At 64.5% G+C, this 19,657-nt stretch carries 12 protein-coding genes; 6 read left to right on the forward strand and 6 right to left on the reverse strand.

Features of this window, described 5'->3' with window-relative positions:
* Positions 1-1,975 (forward strand): serine/threonine-protein kinase (locus ABIV12_RS07540; protein ID WP_348057861.1); only part of this gene is annotated, 1,975 nt, incomplete at its 5' end.
* Positions 1,976-1,978: 3 nt separating this feature from the next.
* Here ABIV12_RS07540 and ABIV12_RS07545 read toward each other — a convergent pair.
* Entirely contained in the window at positions 1,979-2,830 is an 852-nt protein-coding gene (locus ABIV12_RS07545; protein WP_348057863.1) for a rhodanese-like domain-containing protein, read from the reverse strand.
* Between the two features lie 183 nt (positions 2,831-3,013).
* Between ABIV12_RS07545 and ABIV12_RS07550 the strand changes: the two genes are divergently transcribed.
* From ABIV12_RS07550 to ABIV12_RS07565, 4 genes are all read left to right on the forward strand, one after another.
* Positions 3,014-4,255: a hypothetical protein gene (locus ABIV12_RS07550; RefSeq protein WP_348057865.1), complete on the forward strand. Its 1,242-nt coding sequence runs from the start codon at positions 3,014-3,016 to the stop codon at positions 4,253-4,255.
* A gap of 150 nt (positions 4,256-4,405) precedes the next feature.
* Positions 4,406-5,746, forward strand: coding sequence for a PQQ-dependent sugar dehydrogenase (locus ABIV12_RS07555; protein WP_348057867.1), 1,341 nt, complete (start codon positions 4,406-4,408; stop codon positions 5,744-5,746).
* 363 nt (positions 5,747-6,109) lie between these two features.
* On the forward strand, positions 6,110-7,519 hold the full coding sequence (locus ABIV12_RS07560) for a choice-of-anchor Q domain-containing protein (protein WP_348057869.1): 1,410 nt from the start codon (positions 6,110-6,112) through the stop codon (positions 7,517-7,519).
* Positions 7,520-7,902: 383 nt separating this feature from the next.
* Positions 7,903-8,379, forward strand: coding sequence for a BLUF domain-containing protein (locus ABIV12_RS07565; protein WP_348057871.1), 477 nt, complete (start codon positions 7,903-7,905; stop codon positions 8,377-8,379).
* A gap of 103 nt (positions 8,380-8,482) precedes the next feature.
* On the opposite strand, the gene ABIV12_RS07570 is transcribed toward ABIV12_RS07565, so the two are convergent.
* The 5 genes from ABIV12_RS07570 to ABIV12_RS07590 all read right to left on the reverse strand — a co-directional run bounded on the left by ABIV12_RS07570 (position 8,483) and on the right by ABIV12_RS07590 (position 18,704).
* Positions 8,483-13,204 carry a choice-of-anchor X domain-containing protein gene (locus ABIV12_RS07570; protein ID WP_348057873.1) on the reverse strand — a complete coding sequence of 1,574 codons (4,722 nt, stop codon included), beginning with the start codon at positions 13,202-13,204 and terminating at the stop codon, positions 8,483-8,485.
* Positions 13,205-13,479: 275 nt separating this feature from the next.
* A complete protein-coding gene (locus ABIV12_RS07575) occupies positions 13,480-13,962 on the reverse strand; it encodes a hypothetical protein (RefSeq protein ID WP_348057875.1) in 483 nt (160 codons plus the stop codon).
* A 146-nt stretch (positions 13,963-14,108) separates the two neighbouring features.
* Positions 14,109-14,471, reverse strand: coding sequence for a hypothetical protein (locus ABIV12_RS07580; RefSeq protein ID WP_348057877.1), 363 nt, complete (start codon positions 14,469-14,471; stop codon positions 14,109-14,111).
* A 645-nt stretch (positions 14,472-15,116) separates the two neighbouring features.
* Positions 15,117-16,400, reverse strand: a complete 1,284-nt coding sequence (locus ABIV12_RS07585) for a hypothetical protein (protein WP_348057879.1) — start codon at positions 16,398-16,400, stop codon at positions 15,117-15,119.
* An 864-nt stretch (positions 16,401-17,264) separates the two neighbouring features.
* Positions 17,265-18,704 (reverse strand): serine hydrolase domain-containing protein, encoded by a 1,440-nt coding sequence (locus tag ABIV12_RS07590; protein ID WP_348057881.1) that lies wholly within the window; start codon positions 18,702-18,704, stop codon positions 17,265-17,267.
* 164 nt (positions 18,705-18,868) lie between these two features.
* On the opposite strand from ABIV12_RS07590, the gene ABIV12_RS07595 reads away from it, so the two are divergent.
* Positions 18,869-19,378, forward strand: coding sequence for a hypothetical protein (locus ABIV12_RS07595; RefSeq protein WP_348057883.1), 510 nt, complete (start codon positions 18,869-18,871; stop codon positions 19,376-19,378).
* Positions 19,379-19,657: the final 279 nt, after the last annotated feature.

Raw genomic sequence — 19,657 nt, forward strand, 5'->3', positions numbered from 1 at the left:
ACGCCGCCTGCTCGCGCGCATCGAGCATCCGAATGTCGCGCGCATCCTCGACGGCGGCGCCACCGACACGGGCGTGCCCTATCTGGTGATGGAGTACGTCGACGGCGCGTCACTCACCGCCTACAGCGAACGGCATTCACTCGATGTCGCCACGCGCGTCGCGCTGTTCTGCAAGGTGTGCGAAGGCGTGCAGGCTGCCCACCGCCACCTGATCATCCATCGCGATCTCAAGCCGCAAAACATCCTGGTGGGCAGCGACGGCGAGCCGCGCCTGCTCGATTTCGGCATCGCCCGCACACTCGATCCGGAGCCCGGCCCGAGCGCGCTTTTCACCAGCACGCTGGCGATGACACCGGCGTATGCCAGCCCCGAACAGGTGCGACTCGAACCACTGACCACCGCGTCGGACGTGTATTCACTCGGCGTCGTGCTGTACGAACTCCTCACCGGCACGCGCCCCTATTCGCTCGCAGGCCTCAGCCCTGCGCAAAGCGAGGCGGTGATCTGCAATACCGCACCGCACTCGCTGCGCCACGCGATCGAACGCGGCGATTTGCCCGAACCGGAACGGCGTGCGCGCGTGGCACGACTCGACGGCGACCTGGAGCGCATCGTCGCGAAGGCGCTGCACAAGGAACCTGCGCGTCGGTACGGGTCGGCCGAAGCCTTTGCCGACGACCTCCGCAGGCACCTCGATGGCCGGCCGGTGCTCGCGCATCCCGATTCGGCGGGGTATCGACTGTCGCGATTCGTACGCCGGCATCGGCTTGGCACCGCAGCCGCTGCGGTCGCCCTGGCGACCATCGCGCTGGCCAGCACCATCGCGCTGATCCAGGCGCGCGAATCGCGCCGCTCGGCGGCCGATGCGCAGACGATCAACGGCTTCCTGCTCGACATGCTGAAGGTCTCCGACCCGTATGCCTCCGGTTCCGAGATCAGCCTCGGTGACGCGCTCGACATCGCCGCGAAAAAAGTGGATGAGCGCTTCGGCGACCGCCCCGAGATTGCCGTCGACGTGCGCAACGCACTCGGCGAAAGCATGTTCGCGCGCTACCGCCTCAATGCCGCCGACGCGCAACTGACACGCTCGCGCGACGACGCCGAACGGCTGCTCGGCGCGGACGATCCGCGCACCATTCTCGCGATGGCGACCCTCGCCAGCGTGCGCAAGGAGCAGGACCGCACCGACGAGGCGCAGGCGCTGTTCGACCAGGCGCTGACGCGACTGGAGCGCAGTGGCCAAGCCACATCGCCGCTGCACGCAACCGTGCTGAACGATGTCGGCGTGATGCATCTCATCCAGGAAGATTTCAGCGGCGCCGCCGCCTACCTGCAACGCGCGATCGATAGCGACCGCGGTTCGACCGCGCCCGCGGCGATCGAGGAACGCGCACGGACACTCGCCAATCTCGCGCAGGCCGAGCGCGGGCTCGGCCACCTCGATCGCGCCGAAGCGCTGTACGAAAAAGCGCAGCCGGTGCTCGAAGCGGTCTATCCGAACGGCGGTCCGCCGCTCGCGGTGATCCTCAACAACCGCGCACGGCTCGCGTGGGCGCGTGGCGACAAGGAACGCGCAATCGTGCTGCAGCAGCAGGCGGTCGCGATGCACCAGCACTCGTTCTCCGGCGACCACGTGATGGTGCTGGTGCCGATGACCAATCTCGCCCGCCAGGCGCTCGACGTCGGCAAGCTCGATCTCGCCTCCGAGTGGGCGGAAAAGGCCGTTGCAATGGCGGACCGCATGTACGCGAAGTCGAGCCATCACTATCAGGTGAACGCGGTCGCTGCGCTCGCCGCGACGCGACTTGCCCAAGGCCGCACGCCGGAAGCCATCGAGCTTGTGGCGCGAACGCACACGCTGCTCGCCGGTCTCGACAACGTGCCCGCTTCGACGCGCGACTACGTCGACAACCTCACGCGGCGCGTGTGCGAAAGGTCGGGCCCTCCAACGCTCGACTGCGCACCGACATCGTAGCGCTCACTCGGCGTAGGCGGCTGCGGGGCGTTGCTCCAGATTCGGCGGCTGGCCGGCGCTCATGCCCGCCGACAGCTGCTGGACCTGCTGCCACGCTTCGACGCCACCGCGATACCAGTACACCTGGCTGTAGCCCATGTGGATCGCGCGCAGCGATGCGTTGTAGGACATCCAGCAATGCGTGTTGAGGCAGTAGAACACCAGCGGACGGGCCTTGCTGCCCCGCGTGACCTGCTGAAGGTACTTGCCAAATTCCTGTTGCGTCGAATCGTCGAACGTCCCCGGTTGCGATGCCGGTCCTGCGTTCTGCGCGTTCGGCAGTGTGGGTCCCTGCCCCAGCACATGGAACACCAGCAGGCCGTTCTGGCCGGCCTGGTTGTAGAGGCCGAGCAAGCGATCGGTGGTGATCACCTGGCCGCCGGGAATGCGCGTCGGCGTCGGACTGTGCAACACGGTCTGCAGCTGTTCCTGCGGCGCCACGCCGAAATCCTGCAGTTCGTTCTGCAGCAGCGCGCGCATCGCGCCGGCCTGTGGCCCTGCATCCTTGCCGGCCGGCGCATTGCCATCACCGCTGCCTGCGTCGGGCGGTGAACGATCCTGCGCCGGCCATCCGCCCGATGCAGGCGACGACGCGATCTCCCGCGGCGCATTGAGCGGCGCGTTGGCGGGATGGATGCCCGGATAGCCAGTGGATGCAGGCGGCGGTATCGGGACAGTCGCGCTTTGCGAAGGCGCGGCGTCGAAGCCCTGCTGCGCCAGCGCAGGAGCCGCTAGTGCGAACAGAACGAGACACGCGCCGACGCGGCTCGTGATGTGGCGAAGGGTTCGGGTGACAACGCGGTCAGTCGATTTCATGGCAAGGCTCCAGTCGGAGGCGGCGAACACCGCCCTGACCATGAAGGCGCCAACGGGCGCAAAAGCGGCTCATGGATCGTGTGCGACCTGCATCGACCGAGCGCATGAGCCGGTTTTGCGCCATTCGTCGCATCGATGGGAAGGGCCGCATCGGGCGGCTCGTCCAACAGAGGTGGGTGACGCATGAACATGAATCGGATCATCGTCGTGGCAGCGATGTCGATTTGCGTGACGGGCTGTGCGAACGGTGTCGAAGGCGTGTCCGCGGCGACCACGGCGGCACCCGCCTCGTCATCCGCGGCACACGTCGTCGAGCCCAATGCACATGGCGTGTTCTTCGATCGCCGGCCCATCGTGGCGGAACTCGACAGGGTGGCGCGGCTCTCGCGGCCCACGGCCGCCGCATTGCAGCGCGTGCCCGTGGTCGATGCGAAAGGATTCGGCCAGCCGATGACCGCGATGTCGATCGAAGTGCCTGCGGGATGGATCACCCGCGGTGGCGTGGAGTGGGACCGCAACGTGGAATGTCTCGCCCACAATTACGCGACGCGCTGGAGCGCCGCGTCACCGGATGGCCTGCACGAAGTCGCGCTGATGCCGCGCCTGTCGTGGCAGGTGCGATCGCACGGCATCGTTCCGCTCAATCCTTGCCCTGCAGCGCCGGACGCCTCGGTGCATGAATACCTCGTCTCCCTGATGCACAGCGCGCGACCGGGCGCGCGCGAGATCTCTTACCGCGATCGGCCGGACATCGTTGCCGCGACGCAGGCCGGCGCGCAGCAGGGAAACGGCTCCAACCGGATCCGTCATGAAGCCGGCGAACTGTTGATCGGCTATGCGCTGAACGGGCAGGAAATGCGCGAAACGCTGATCGTCGACGTCAATTTCTCCGAATCACAGGGAACCGTGCAGGCCAACGCAGAGACCGCCTTCGCGTTGCGCGCGCCCGACGGATTGCTCGACTTCGCGGTGGCCGATCGCATGCGCCAATCGATGCGCATGGAGCGCGCATGGGGGGACCAGATGCTCGCGTGGTCGGGACAGCGCGTCGCGATGCTCGAGCAGAACCAGGTGGCCTCGATCCAGGCCTGGCATCAGCGGCGCATGAGCGAAATCTCCACCGCCGGCATCCTCGCGCGGGGTCGCATCCGCCAGGAAACAATCGCCGACCTCGGCCGGATCAACAACCAGATCGTCGCGAGCCAGTCGGCCAGCAGCGACCGCCAGCAGGCGGCCGTCGTCGACATGATCCAGGAAGTGCAGCCGTGGCGCGACCCGGGCTCGGGCCAGCAGGTGGACCTGTCGATCCACTACCAGCACGCGTGGCAGCTCGACGACGGCCGGCAATTCCTCACCAATGATGCGTCGCTCGATCCCGCGCGCGATCTCGGCATCGGCGGACATGCGCTCCAACCCGTGCGTTGATCCGGCTGCGACCGTATGCGCGCGGACCCACGTCCCTGCATGAATCGATGGCGACTGACGCGTCAGGCAGAGCCGTTCCACGCGTGCGCGACGGCTAGAATCCGGAACGGTCTCCGCATTCGCGCGGCGGCTCTGCAAACGAGGTCGACCATGCACAACCTGACGAGAATCCTGGCCGGCTGTGTCGTCGCGGGTGCGGCATTCGCTGCCGATGAAGGCGCGCTGCGCAGTGGCACGGCCGCGTTCGGCAGCTGGAAGGATGACGCGCCCGGCGTTCGCCGCCACCTCGGCGCGAACGACCTGCCTGATCCCGCGAACGCGCGCTCGACGGTGAGTGCGAGTCCCGCACAACGCGCCGATCGCGGCACGCATGTGCCGCAGGTTCCGCCCGGCTTCGCGGTCGAACTCGTCGCGCAAGGATTGAACGATCCACGTGTGCTGCGCGTCGCGCCGAACGGCGACGTGTTCCTCGCCGAAACCGGCGGGGGTCGCGTACTGGTATTCACGCCGGACGCCAATGGAAAGCTTCCGGCCGAACCACGCGTATTCACCGACGGACTTCGCGGCGTGTACGGCATGACGTTCTTTCCGCCCGGCCCGAATCCGACGGCGCTGTATGTCTCGCAGACTGGGCGCGTGCTGCGTTTCCCGTACAAGGCGGGTGACACCAGGGCGAGCGCGGAAGCGACCGTGGTGGTGGAGGATCTTCCCACCGGTGGCCACTCGACGCGCGATCTCGTCGCGACGAACGACCATCAGCTGCTCGTTGCCGTTGGTTCCGGCTCGAACGTTGCCGAGTCGATGCCGAAGAAATCCCCCGCCGACATTGCCGCATTCGAGAAGACGCGCATGCGCGGCGCGTCGTGGGGCGACGAGGATCGCCGCGCTGCAGTGTGGAGCATCGAGCCCGACGGCTCCGGCGCGCGCTTGTTCGCAACGGGCCTGCGCAATTGCGCCGGCATGACATTGCAGCCGGCGACGAAGCAGCCATGGTGCGTGGTCAACGAACGCGACGGGCTCGGCAACGATTTGCCATTCGAGTACGCCACGCACGTCGGTGAAGGGAAATTCTATGGCTGGCCGTGGTTCTACATTGGCGGTCATGCCGACCCGCGCCGCGCCGGCGAGCGTGACGACGCATTGGCAAAGGAAACGATCGTTCCGGATGTGCTGATGCAGGCGCATTCCGCGCCGCTCGGCATCGCGTTCTACGAGGGCTCGATGTTTCCGAAGGCGTACAACGGTGACGCATTCGTCACGCTGCACGGCTCGTGGAACCGCGACCCGCGCACCGGCTACAAGGTGGTGCGACTTCGCTTCAACGACGGCACGCCGACCGGCGAGTACGACGACTTCATGACCGGCTTCGTCGTCGACGAGACGCACGTGTGGGGCCGACCCACCGGCGTCGCGGTTGCGCGCGATGGATCGCTGCTCGTGTCGGAAGACCAGGGCGGAACGCTGTGGCGCGTGAGTGCGGGGTTGAAATAGCCGACGCTGCGCGGCCGGCTCAAACATCAACGCGTCCGCTGCACGCACATCGCGCGTAAGAAACGCCGGCCGGAAAGAACGCGTCCGACGTACTTCCACGCACGGCGCGTCGACGACCCCGTAGGTCGGACGCGCAATGCGCGGCCGGCTCAGCATCAACGTGTGCAATGCACGTCATCGCGAGTAAGAAGCGCCGGCTGCAGGGAAGGCGTAGCGCCCGGCCCTAGCGCTCCGATGAACCCGACCCGCAGCGATGTCTCAATCGTGCCCCGTTCGCCGTTCTGAAGAAACATTGGCGCCATGGCGTGCCGTGAACCGGAATCCCCAATGCCTTTGCTGGTCCCCGTTTCCCGGCGTCGGTTGATGCAACGTCCCCTGGCTGCCGCTCTCGCGACGCTGCTGGTCTGCACGACAGCCCACGCGCAGTCTGCGACTCCTGTGCCGCGTGTGTTGATGGTCGACAACTGCAACGACTCCGGCACCGGCAGCCTGCGCAATGTGGTGCTCACGGCGGACGATGGCGACACTGTCGACCTCAGCAACCTGTCGTGCAGCGTGATCTCGCTGTCGACTGGCGCGATCGTCATCGGTGCGCACGACCTCACGTTGCATGGACCGGGCAAGGATGCACTGAAGATCACCAGCGCCGGCAACCCCGGCAGTGGCGTGTTGTACGCCATTGAGCCCGGCACGCTGAAGATCGACGGCGTCACCCTTTCGTCCGGATCGAAGTACGCCACCACGGGAACCGCACATGGCGGCTGCATCTTTTCCACCGGCAGCCTTCAGATCAGCGACTCGCGCATCGACGGGTGCTCGGTGCTCGGCACCAACACGGCCGACGCTCTCGGCGGCGCCGTGTACGCAGGTGGAGACGTCACGCTGATCCGAAGTGTCGTCGAACTTTCCGGCGCCACGAGCAATGCCGGCACCGCGCGCGGCGGTGGGGTGTTCGCGGGTGGCGGATTGACGATCGCCTACAGCACGATCAGCGATTGTCGTGTCTCCACCACGCAACAGGGCTACGGCGGTGGCGCGTTCGTCGGCGAAAACGTGGTCGCGAAGTACAGCACGATCCGCGACAACACCGTGGACGATTCCCCGGTCAGCAACGGAGGCGGACTGATCTCGCACGGCAACGCAGTGGTTCTGTTCTCGACGATTTCCGGCAACCACGCCCGGATCGGCGGAGGTCTCTATTTCGGCGCTGGCGTCGACGGTGACGTCGCCACCGTCGTCAACAGCACCATCTCCGGCAACACCGCGACGGCCGCGGGTGGCGCGCGCTCCCGCTTGCCGCTGTCACTCGCCAACAGCACGATTGCCTTCAACACGATCCCACGCCCGTACAGCGGCGTACTCGATTACAGCGAGAGCGCAGGCCTCGGCGTTCTCGCAGCTCCGGTAAGCTTGAACAGCTCGATCATCGCCAACAACATCGCCGAGGGAACCAACAGCGTTCCGCGCGACGTGGGCGGGAGGTTGCAGATGACGATCACCGGCTCGAACAACCTGATCGGCAACGTCGGACAGGGCGCGCCGGCCGGCACGCTCACCGCCGACCCGCTGCTTGGCCCGCTGCGCAATAACGGCGGCCTGACCGCGACTCACGCGCTGCGACCGGGAAGTCCGGCGATCGATGCCGGCAACAACATCCGCAACTTCAACGTGGACCAGCGCGGCGAAGGATTCGCGCGCGTGCTTGGCAGCCAGCCCGACATCGGTGCGTACGAAGTCGATCCGGATCGCATCTTCGATGATGGTTTCGATTGAGTGCGGCGGGTGGGGCGTTCCGCGTTCTGCGCAGCGAACTGCTTGCCCGCACGCGTTGATCGGTGTGAAGCGTGCTCGCTAGGACGCTCAAGGAGTCGACCTCCAGCCCTCGAAGCAGCACCATAGAACCAGCGCGAATCGTGGGGTGAAACGGGACAAACCGGAATCGTGGGAACGGCTCCGCCTCGATGCGTCGTGTCACCGTGCATCGATTCCACGTCCCGCATCGGCTGTCTTCGATTCGATAAACCCATGCTGACCAAGGGTCCGTCCTGCGACAACACCGTGCACGAGGGAGCCAATCGGTCGATAGCCGTTCGGCTATGCTGAGGTCACGCGCCTGGCAGAACCGCCTGCCTGGCATCGACGGAGCGAGCGCACCCATGTTCGACGAACCCGGCTTTCCGCGTGGCGCAGAGGTGGAGGATTCCCTGCTGCCACTGCTCTACCATTTCGTGTACTGCAGTCGCGCGTCCGATGGCGTTGATGACGCCGAGGTCGGGCGCATCGTGGCGTCTGCGCAGCGCAACAACCCCGCACGCGGCATCACCGGCGTACTGGTGTTCGGCAGCGGCGTGTTCTTTCAGTGGATCGAAGGCCCGCGCGCGCACATCGAGACGCTCATCGAGCACCTGCACGATGATCCGCGACACCACGACATCGTGTCGCTGAGTCAGGCCGAAGAAGCCCGCGAGCGGTTGTACCCGACGTGGGACATGGAGCGCGTCGGCGCCGAGGACATCCGCGAGGTTCTCGAGGATGCGCTCGAGACTGCCGAAAACTCGGCCAATATCGCGGCACTGAAGCGGATCCTCGAACAACTCGAATCGGGCTCGTTGCAGTCGATCGGCCGCGCCTGAGCCGGTTATCCGTCCGAGGCGATCGGGGCGCTCCGTCTGCATTCACCACGACAAAAAAAAGGGGCGCCGAAGCGCCCCCTGGTTGTGATCGAACGAGCTGCGCTTATTCGAAGCCGTTGCGGAAGATCACATCGCTGATGGTCAGCGCGATGCTGGCCGATGCACTGCGTCCCTGCGCGTCCGCAACGGTGACGGGCAGTGTCACGCTGCCAGCGGACGCCGTCGCCGACACGGCGGTTGCGAACGTGAAGACCCGATCGCCTGCCACGTCGTCGCCGTGCGTGCCGTCGTCGTAGAACGACTGCGTTGCGCTGCCGCCGATCGCGGTCAGATCCGCCGTCACGACGAGCCCGCTGCTGGCCGGGTTGCTGCCCGGCGTCACCGCGACGATCAGAACAGTTGAACCGCCCTGGCCAACCGTCGACGGCGTCGCAAGCCCCGTTGCGGTCGGCGCATCCGTTGCCGGCACGCTGAGGCCGATGGTCGCGTCGCCGGTGCGGGCCTGCGCATCGCTGATCGTCACTGCGAACACCTTGGCACCGGCAGCCGTTCCCGCAGCGACCGTCGCATTGAACGAATGGACGCCATCGCCGGCCGTCGTGTCGCCATGCGTGCCGTCATCGTAGAACGCCTGCGTTGCGCTGCCGCCGATGCTTGCAAGGTTTGCTGCGACCGTGATGCCGGTACTTGCCGGAGTGGTACCCGGCGTCACCGTGACGGTGAGCAACGACGATGCACCGATCGGCGCGATGTCCGGCGTCGCGGATCCGACACCGGCCGGATCGACCGGCGTCTGCACCGTCAGCGCGATCACCACGCTGGCGCTGCGCGACTGGGCATCGGTGACCGTTGCCGGGATGACCTTCGTTCCCGGCAGCGTGCCGAGCGGCACGGTGGTCTGCAGCGAGAACACGCCGTCGCCTGCCGTCGCATCGCCGTGCGTTCCATCGTCGAACAAGGTCGTCGATGCAGCGCCACCGATCGCCGACAAGTCGGCTGTCACCGCAACTCCGCTGCTCGGCGGATTCGCTCCGGCAACCGTCGTCACGGTGAGCAAGGTCGACTCGGTGATCGCCAGCGTCGCCGGTGTCGCTGCGCCGGTCGCGGTGAGCGCCGTCGAGGCGAGCACATCGAGCGTGAGCGTCGCGAAGCCGCTGCGCGCCTGCGCATCGCTGATCGTGAGCCCGATCAGATGGCTACCGGGCGTCGTCGACGCACCGACGATTGCAGCGTAGGACCAGACGCCATCGCCTGCCGCAATGTCGCCGTTCGTGCCGTCGTCGAAGAACGCCTGCGTTCCACTGCCACCGATGCCGGTGAGATCACCCGATACCGCGATGCCAGAGCTCAACGGGTTCGTGCCCGGCGTGACCACCACGCTGAGCAGCGTGCTCGCGCCGATCGACACCGACGACGGCGATGCTGCCGCACTGCCCGACGGCGACGTCGGCTGCGGTGGGGCCAGCACGCTGAGCGCGATCGATGCACTGCCGCTGCGCGATTGCGCATCGGTGATCGTCACTGCAAACGTGCGATTGCCGGCCGGCGTGCCGACGGGAATCGTCGCAGCGTAGGAATAGGTGCCATCGCCTGCAGTCACGTCACCGTGAGTGCCATCGTCGAAGAACGCCTGCGTCGTGCTGCCTGCGATGCTGCCGAGGTCCGCGATGACCGCAATGCCGGTGCTCGGCGGATTCGCGCCGGGAATGACCGCGACCGTGAGCAGTGACGTGTCTCCGGCGAGCACCGCCGAGGGCGTCGCGGAAGCAAGCCCGCTCGGATTCGACGCCGCCGGCTGCACCGCCGCTTCGGCGTTGATGAACCCGTAGCCGTCGACCGGCGAGTAGCCGTGACCGATCTGGTTGCGGATCACGCCGGCGAACGACGCGCCTTCGGTGGTGGTGCCGCTGAATGCCATGCCGTCGAGATTGACCACGCCCGACGGCAGCTTGACGCCGCCGCCAAACAGATCGGCGATCGGATTCGATGTGACCGTACCCGGTCCGATGACGGTGCCGTTGCCGGTTGTCGCAGAATGCTGCGCGCCGCGACCCACGGTGAAGCGCACCGTCTTGCCGTCGGTGAACTGCGCAGTCGGGAATCCGATCGACATGGTCCAGAACTGCGACGTGCCGTTGGACGGAGCGCCAGCGAGGTTGCTGAAGCCCGTGTACGGCAGGATGCTGACCGGCGCCGTGATGTCAGCCGCCGTGACACCGCTCAACGTACCGAGCGTGAAGGCTTTCGTCGCCGGCAGGAACACCAGGCCCGGAAAATCGTTCTCGAAGTACGACACGGTCGCGGGGCTCGATCCGACGTCATTCATCACGCCGTGGTTTCCGCCGGTGACATGTCCACCCGTCTGCGCGGTGCCGGCCGGATTGAGCGAAAGGCTCGCCAGCGATCCGGGACCGACGAATGACAACTTGAACGAGTTCACATCGTTGGATCCGGTCAGGCCATTGGAGTCGTTGTCCGAATCAATCGAGAGAACCACCGCGGCCACACCATCACTCGTCAATGCAGTGCCCGATGCCGATGACGGATCGAGGTCATGTGGGAAGGCGCTCGCCTGCAGGATCGACGTCATCTGCGTGGGCGGAACGCTGCGCGGACCGCCGCGTGATTGCAGCACGAGCGCGGCGATCGCCGCGGCGTGCGGTGCGGCGGCACTGGTGCCCGAGAAGTTCGGGTTGGTGTCGAGGTCCGCCGTCGAATCGCCCGAGAAGAACGACCCGTTCGCCGCGTCGGCTGCCGCAACACGTGGTTGCTGGCGGATGTCCGGTGTCGCCAGACGATTCGAATCGCGGTCGAACAGGATCGTCGCCGGACCCGGCGAGGTGAACGACTCCGGCAGGTTCGGACGGAACACGCTGTACGCCGCAGTGCCGTTGCATCCCTTGGCGGTGGCGTGACCCTTGGTCGTCGTCGCGTTGTACTTGAAGTACTCGGCCGGACCGATGCCTGCGGCGCCGTTGCCGCCCACCTGCCAACGCACACGCGTCGGACGCACCACGTTGGCCGGCGGCACGTTGGAACGTGCGATCGCGAACTGGATCTGCGTCTGACCGGTCGGCGATCGGAGGGCTCCAATCTCGACCGGGCGGTTGTTGGCGACGTTGTTCGAGGTCAGGGAGTACTGCGCGAGATACGCACCGGTGTCCGCGCGGAAGACCAACAGGTTGAGATCGGTGGTGACACCCGCCGTCGCCTGTGCGGTGTTGATGGTCAGCGAGAAGGTGCCGGCCGTCGTCGCGAATCGGCCAATGACGATGCGGTACTGGCCGGTCGTCGGCGGATAGAACTGAACGGTTTCATCGGTGCCGGTGTCCTGGCTGACGATCAGTGTGTTGGATGCATCGTAGATGTTGACGATGCCGTCGATGTCGCCGCTGATGGCGGTTTCCTGGATCACGTACACGGTGCCGTGGGTGAACACTGGCAACGGCGGGGTGCTGGTCGCATCGAACGTGACGCTCGGCACCGCCGTACTGATCGTGCCCGTCGCCGAGTAGATCGCTGGCTGGTCGAGCACCGCAGGGCGTTGATCGTACGGATCGTCCCACTGCATCTCGGCGTTCTGGTTTGCCGCCGGCATGTTGACCAACTGCGCGACGTCGAGCTGGCCGGGCAGCGGATTGAAATTGTGGAAGCCGCCCGCGTACAGCGCTGCGGGGACACCGGTGAGGTTGATGTTCGTGTTGGCCAGCGCACTGTTCGTGCTCGCGTCGACGCCGGTTCCGCCGGGCACGATGCGCAAGCTGGATTCGTACGCATTGATGCCGATGTCGTTGCCGGCGGAGGAGAAATAGGACACTCCCGCAGCGGCGACCTCGTCGATGGCAGCGCCGATGATGCTTTCGCCGTAGTACGGTTCGCCGCCGTAGCCGATGTCATCCGTGATCACGTCCGCCTTGAATCCTTGCGTGCCTGGATGACCCGGGAGATCTGCGAGCTGACGGATGCTTTCGGCAAACGCGACTTCGCCGAGGAAGCCGCTCGCGAATGCGAGACGCGCGCGCGGCGCCATCTTGTGCAGGATCTCCACCATGCCGCGACCTTCGTCGGTCGACCCGGGAGGACCGTCGACGAGCACGACCACCGGCTGCGTGTTGACCGGATTGTTCGCGGCGCCCGGCAAATCGAAATTCGTGACACCGGCGGCCGCGTGCGGATTCGCCGTGCGCGTGTCGTAACTGTCGGACATCGCGGCAATCGAGATGCCGCTGCCGTCCCAGTTCACCGGTGCCGCGGGGTTGTAGATCTGGTTGATGCGGTCGACGCGATGCTGCACCACGCCCTGGTCGAACGCGGTGCCGATCTTGTTGAGATGGTCGCCTGGAACCACGTTGGGGGTCGGTCCGCCCGCGCCGTACGTGCGCGGCTTCAACGCAAGAAAGACCGAGCGCACGCCCTTGTCCTGCGCCAGCGCTGCTACATCGTCAATCGCGACATACCCTTCGAGGATGCCGCTGCTGCGGTAGCTCGGATCGGTCGCAAGGATGCTCAGCGATGGAATCTTCGACGCGAGAGATGTCTTCAGGTCATCCATCGCGACCTTGCCGGTCAACAGGATGTCGACCATCACCCGCCCGCTGTTGGCTTCCGTGATCGCCTGCGACGCGTAATTTGCGGCCGCTTCGGTGGCATAGCCGTTGTAGAGCGCCTGGCCCGGAGGTGCTCCGAGGCGCAATGCGGCATTGCTGCGGACCAGTGTGTCGAGGCCGTAGCCGATGTTTTGCGGAATGTCGCTCGCATGCAGCGGCGCGGTCAACGCAAGCAGAATCAACGCCGCGAGATGCGGACGCCTGAAAATCGTGGACATGTTTTCACCCTTTGGATTCAAACCCGATGTGTCTCCGTTGGCCGCATCCGACTGCGACCGCATCGCATGGCGATGCAGCCCCTGAGACAACCGGAATGGATCTGACGGAAACGCCCCCTGTAACACAGCTGAAGCTAGGTGATTGCGTCGTGCGCCGCAAGTGGGGAAAGAGACCTTTACGTTGGGGTTCGCGCGGGAGCCCCGCGCGCGCTACGCAACGGGTTGATCGTCGGCACGCTTCGCAATCGCCCACCATCGACGGCCGCGATCCGGCGTCATCGTGCGTTGCGTGCAGTCTTCTTCTGCACCTTGGTTGACTCCACGTTGCGGAACTCGGGATCAGCACCCGGAGACACGGAACGCGGCGACATCACTCCAGGCGACACCGATACCTCTGCGGCAGGGACTGCGAAAGCGTGAGCACGGCGGGACCGGTCACGCAGCGGCGCAGCATTCGGCGTTGGCGCGAAGGCCGGCGTCACGATCACCGGCGAACGCGCCCGCGTCGAAGACTGCGTCAATCCGGAGACGACGTGACCGAATGCGGCTGTCAACACCAGCACGCTCGCCACTGCGATTCCCAAGGTCAGTCGCCACGCGCGCGAATGGTCGGCGGTGGAGGAATTGGTTGACGCGTCACGCCATTGCGGTGCGCCGTGCTCGCCGACATCGGGAAGATCGGGCGCGATGCGCGTGCGGAATTTCGCCCGGCCATGCTGCGCCATTGGCGACAGCACTTCGCTGTTTCGGTCGTGCACGTTCGTGAGTTCCTGCATTGAAATGCGATCCGACGCTGCGCCAGATCACCGTCGGCCCATCGCGACGATCGTCGACCAGGTTTTAACCATGAAATGGATCGGACGCCGCAAAAAAGCAGCGCCGACGCCCGCGAGTGGCGCTCCTTTCAGCTCGGATTGCCCAACGTCTTGATCGCATGTGCGAACGCGATCTTGTCGATCGTGAAATCGACGATGTTGACCTTGATGGAATCGGCAAACGTGAGCGTGAATCCCGCTGGCGAGGTTTTGACCGTGAGGCTTCCGCGTTCCGGAAACTCACACGCGGTATCGGCGTAGGACTCGAGTTTCTGCACACACGCATTGAGCTCCTCGTGGCTGAGAAGCAACGGCACGAACGGTGCGTCTCCATAGGCGGTGACGCGAACCTGTTCGCCAAGCGTTTCCACCCGGACGCTGTCGTGTGGACTAAAATGCGCGGAGCCCAGCAGTGATCCTGCGAGCAGCATGGCCAATCCCGGAGCAAGCATGTTCTATTCCTGTTGATGAAAGACGGCGTGGCTGCGCGGTCGTCCACGGTGCCGACGACACTGTGGATCGCGTTCGCCAGCGCGCCCCGTACAGGCAGCCCCGGCTCTCCAGCATGGTTTGTACAAGAGACGTTGTTCGGTTCTGTGACACAGTTAACATAAGCAAACCGCGTGCCACACCGTCGATTCTACGAGGCGCAGTGTCATTCGGACGCGCCTGTGTGACGTTTTGCCACCCGCGCGCGCGTCAATGCGGTCACACGACCCGGGGTTTGCAGTGGTCCTTCCGCCGCAAGCCACCGTGGCGGCCGAAAACGGCGACGGCACGACCGGCGTGCCAGCCATGCGTGTACGCCGACGGACTGAAAGGTGTTCGTTTCTTACACATCCTTTCCGCTGACCGGGTGGGCAGCGGCGGACATCGGTGCCTTCGAGCGCGACCCGGATGTGCTCGTGCGGAGCGGCTTCGACGCGTGGGCGCGACGCGTGCTTCGGAACCATGCGATCGCCGCGCAAAGTCGGCACTCGAGGAATCGGATGGAACGACCAACGTCGTTGCTCGTGGCGTTCCCATCCGCTGGACCACACGAAAGAACGGGCGATGGCTCGCCCGTTCTTTCGGTCAATCGGTAGAACATCGTCCCGTCAGACGCGACGCCCTGCAAACGCGCCGACCGCAACCAGCGCCATCGCCAGCATCAACAGACCCAGCGTGCTCATCGCGGGCGCCGCGATCGGTCCTGCCGACGGCTCTCCGCCCCCACCGCCGTTCGTCACCGTGAAGCCGCTGATCAGCGTCGACGTCGGTGAACCCGCGCCACTCTGGGTGCCGGTGACGTCGCGCGGCCCGGCGGTGGCGGCCGGATCGATGACCAGCGTCGCCGTCGCGGTGTTCCCACCGACAATCGCGAGCTGCGTGACGGTGATGCCGGATCCAAAGGTGAACGTGGTGCCTGGCAGAAAGCCGACGCCCGTGATCGTCACGTTCACGGAGGTGCCCACGCCGCCGCTGTTCGGGTTGACGGCGCTGACGTTGAACTGGGTAATCCCGGGAATCTCGCCAAACGATGTTGCGGCCTGGATGACGGTGGTGCCGCCCTGCGCGATCGTGCGATTCCACTGCAGCGCAGCGCCGTTGTCCTCGCAGCCCGGGTCGCTGGTGTTATCGAGCTGACCGGCTCCGATTTCATTCCAGATCGTGCTGTAGCTGCGTCCCGAGTACGCGTCGGCCGCGCTGAGCGGAATCAGCAGGATCGTATAGCTTGGCGGGGTACCGCAATCCTGTCCGCCGGGGCTGCCGGAATTGGGTTCACGGAACGGCACGCCGGTATCGCTTGCGGCAAGAAAGATGTCGGCGCCGAGGAACACGCTGACATTCTGCGATCCGCCACCGTCGACACTCGTCGGCGCGTTGCCGTTGGTCAACGTCAGTGTCTTCGTGAAGTAGTTCTGCCCATTGATGTAGACCACCTGCAGATTGGCCGTGATGCCACTCGCACCCAGCGTGCCGACCACATCGACGCGAAACGGGCTGGCCGCCGTTCCCGCACCGCTGACGCCACTGAGGGACACGGGAGTAAACGCCGTGTACGCGCCGAGGCCGCTGGTTGCGGTACCCATCGGGTGCTCGCTGAAGTTCGGTGCATACAGCGTGCTGTCCGCCGTGCGTACGAAAAAGCCCATGTCCGCAGTGTCGTTCGAAGCGCTCGGAAAGATCTGGCCCGAGCCCGGCACCTGCGCATTGAAGACCTGGAACGAGCTGTCGTCGCCGACATGGATCTGCAACGGCGCGCCATTGATGATGGTGACTTGCGGTGCTGCCGCGACGCGCATCGGTGCGCGCGCATCTTTCGCGCCCGCTCCCGCTGGGACCAGTAATGCGACGCCCAACAACGCGGCGCCCAATCGACTCACAAACGATCCTTTCATCCAGTTTCTCCCCAAGATGGTCTGACAAAAATAGGTGATTGACGTGAACATGCACGCCGCGACTCCGGAATTTCACCCGGCGCCGCTCTACTGGATACGCAGTTTGGCGTCCAATCCCGACATTTCTTGCTGACTTGTGGACCCAGTCGTTCCCGGATACGGCTTTGGCATTGCCGCGACGCATCGGGAGAGGCGTCCATGTGGGCTCGCAACCCAAGCCATCGGACCGAACGTCGCAACCGATCGCGTAGCGCGCACGAGGCCGCTCGGCGGAAAGGGATCGGCCAGCGTCCGGCGCGTGACGCGGTCTTCCTTTGGTCGAGACGCGGGTTCGCGTTCGCTGGTCCCGCTCCTGGCGAAAAAACACGCGAGCGTGCTCCTCCCGCGTGGAAGGTCCGCCGATTTCCATCCCACCTTGATGGAAAAATTGCCGCGCCTTGGTCGCCCGCCTCGCGACCTCGATCGGCGACGTGCGGAAGGGGGAGTGATGGTTGCTCACCTTCGCCAGGCGCGGCACTCGATGTTGAGCAGTTCCGCGGCACGATCGTTCAACAATTCGTCGAGCCTGATGTATGTGCCTGCGACGCTCGACAGACGCACTCATCAGCCCGATTGAAATGGCGGCGCTTCAGCAGTGGCCTGTCGAGCTCAAGAATTCTGCAGTGAACGTGACGAGATGCGTGTGGAGCTCCAGTGAGTCGATCTTCCGCTCACCCGGTTTCGACGGTCGGCCGACCCATTCCGGCGCGCAGACGACTCGGACCAACCCGCGGATGGATCTCACGGACGAGCCCACCACATCGTCATTGACCTCGAATGTGGCAATCGCCCTCGACCGAGCTTGGCAAACGCCGCGTTACCCTGTCATTTCGCAAAGGACAGGTTGTACGCATCGAGAATTTCTCCCTGGAAGCCATGGCCCACCTTGTCGCCTGCCACATCAAAATCAACCGACGAATTACCCAGGCCGACGATCTCCATGTCATCCGGAAGCAGGAACTGCACTGCCTGCTCGACACGCTTGTTCCCATCCTGCCACCATCCGTTGTGCACATAGCCGTCGCCCTTCGCGGTAACGATCTTGAAGATTCCAAAATTCTGGACGCACATCTCGGCCGCCCTTTCCGCGTCGAGAATTTTGCCGCTACGGCGCACAGCGCGCAGGATATCGAGCATCTCCTTGACGCTCAGCCGCCAACCGACGGCACCGGCTCCGTTCTCCAGATTGCCCGAGTCCCATCCCGCAGCCGAATCGCCGTGATAGCGATAGGCAAACGCCTTGTTATTCACTTGACGTCCCGGATAACCAGGCACAGCGTCAAGGTCGGAAGAGAACAACGCATAGTCGACCCCGGCCGGCTTGAACACGTTTTCCAGCACGTAGCGTCTGTATGTTTCGGTCGTCAGAAAATTCCAGATGGAATCGCGATTCAGCCATTCCGTGAAATGCTCATTCGCCGTTGGGAGGCCGAATGGACCGCTGCTGAAAGGCGATGGCATGTCGTGCAGAAGATTCCTGTCGACACCTCCGGAAAGCACCGCGATCAGCACACGCATCAGTTCAAAATTGAGATTGCAATAGAGAAAGTTGCCCTTGAACGGAATGCAGCAATTCAGCACCTTCTTCATCAGCAGAAAATCGTTGTCTGCGCTGAACGCGCACGTGGAGATTCCGGACGTATGCGTCAGAATGTGTCGAAACGTCAGTCCACTGCCGTTCTCCGCTTTCATATCCGGATGAATGGGCCAATACGCGGGAAGGTATTGCCATAGGGTGCTGTCGTAGCTGATCTTCTTTTCCACCAACAGCTTCACGAGCGCAACGGCGGTCATGAACTTGCTGCAACTGGCGATATGCTGTCGGGTGGATCGGTTCCACCCTGCCAGACGGTCGCTGGCGGTCTGCGCATTGCCTGCTTCACAGGTCACGACGCGGCTTCCGGCCTGCCGCACCTCGATGCAATAGCCCATCATCTTTCCATCCAGCTTTTGCGAGACCAGTTCCTGGAACTGTTCGGCCTTGAAGTTGTAGCGGAACGGGCCGGGGTAGAGCCTCTTCCACTTGGCGAGCACGGCGGGCGATGGCTGCAGGATGCGTCGGTCGGGGCTCTCGGTCACGATGTCCTTGAACGACTTCGCGGCATCAACGTGCGCTTTCACATCCGCCAGTGTGTATTCCCTGGGCAACGATGGATGCAACGTCGTCAGCCGCGCAGCCAGGAATTTCGAAGCGTTCGCGGTGACGCTCTTTCGAGCAGCCACAGTTGCGTTCCCGGTTGCCGGTGTTGGTGTCTTCCTTTTCATGATGATTCCTCGGGTAAGTCGCCTTTCGGCGAAGAACAGGCACAGGCGCATTCTGGATCGCCGACCTCCGCTCTCTTTTCAGGTACGCAGACTGATTTCCAAAGCGGACATTCGTTGCCGCATACTTCTAGTGCACACGAGCAACCCTTCAGAGGCGATCCCGCATGAAAGTTCTCCTGGCCTTCGCCGCACTCATCCCGATCGTGGCTGTCGCGGAGCCGACCTGCGTTGTGACCGACGCGCGCAACGTCGTGCTTGCGACAGGTCCCAGTGACCTGACGGATGGCTGGGGTGGCAATTGGCTGCTGCAGAACGTCGAGACGTCGGACCGCATCTTCCTGCGCCGTTGCAGTGCGCACGCGAGCAGCGACACGTGCTACTACGCGGTGAACGTAGTCCCCGGAAAATACTATTTCCAGGAAGCGGTACCGGGCGCCAAGAATTCGCTCTCCTATCCCGTCTCGCGCAAGGCCTTGTGGTTTCAGGTCACGGGGATGGGCGTTGACTACATCGGTGACTGGACCATCGAGCGCGACAGCTTTCGCGTTGTGAAGAAACTGGAAATCCGCTACAGCCTCAAACATCTTGAAGAGATGGTGGGCCTGTGCAAGATCACCGGCAAAAAGCAGTACCTGTCGAGGACTCAGTCGCCTGCACGGGAAATCGTCGACTGACCGTCATCGCGATCGGCAACGATCGCATCCGCGAACATCGGCTCAGTCTCATGTTCTTCGCGCGCCAGTGACTTTGCGACCGACGCAAACCTGGTCTTCTCGGGATCTCGCTGACGTCGCATCACCGCCCAACACGGCATTCGGTTCACCAACGTTCGTCGGCGATCATGCGCGTCATGGCGTGGCCCGCATGATCCCGCGCACGCAGGCGTCGGCGTATTGCGTTCGCATCTGGCATCGACACAAGAGGGAGGCCAGACCCACTTTCCAATGTTGGTC

The organism is Dokdonella sp., from assembly GCF_039926425.1.
Taxonomy (GTDB): Bacteria; Pseudomonadota; Gammaproteobacteria; order Xanthomonadales; family Rhodanobacteraceae; genus Dokdonella_A.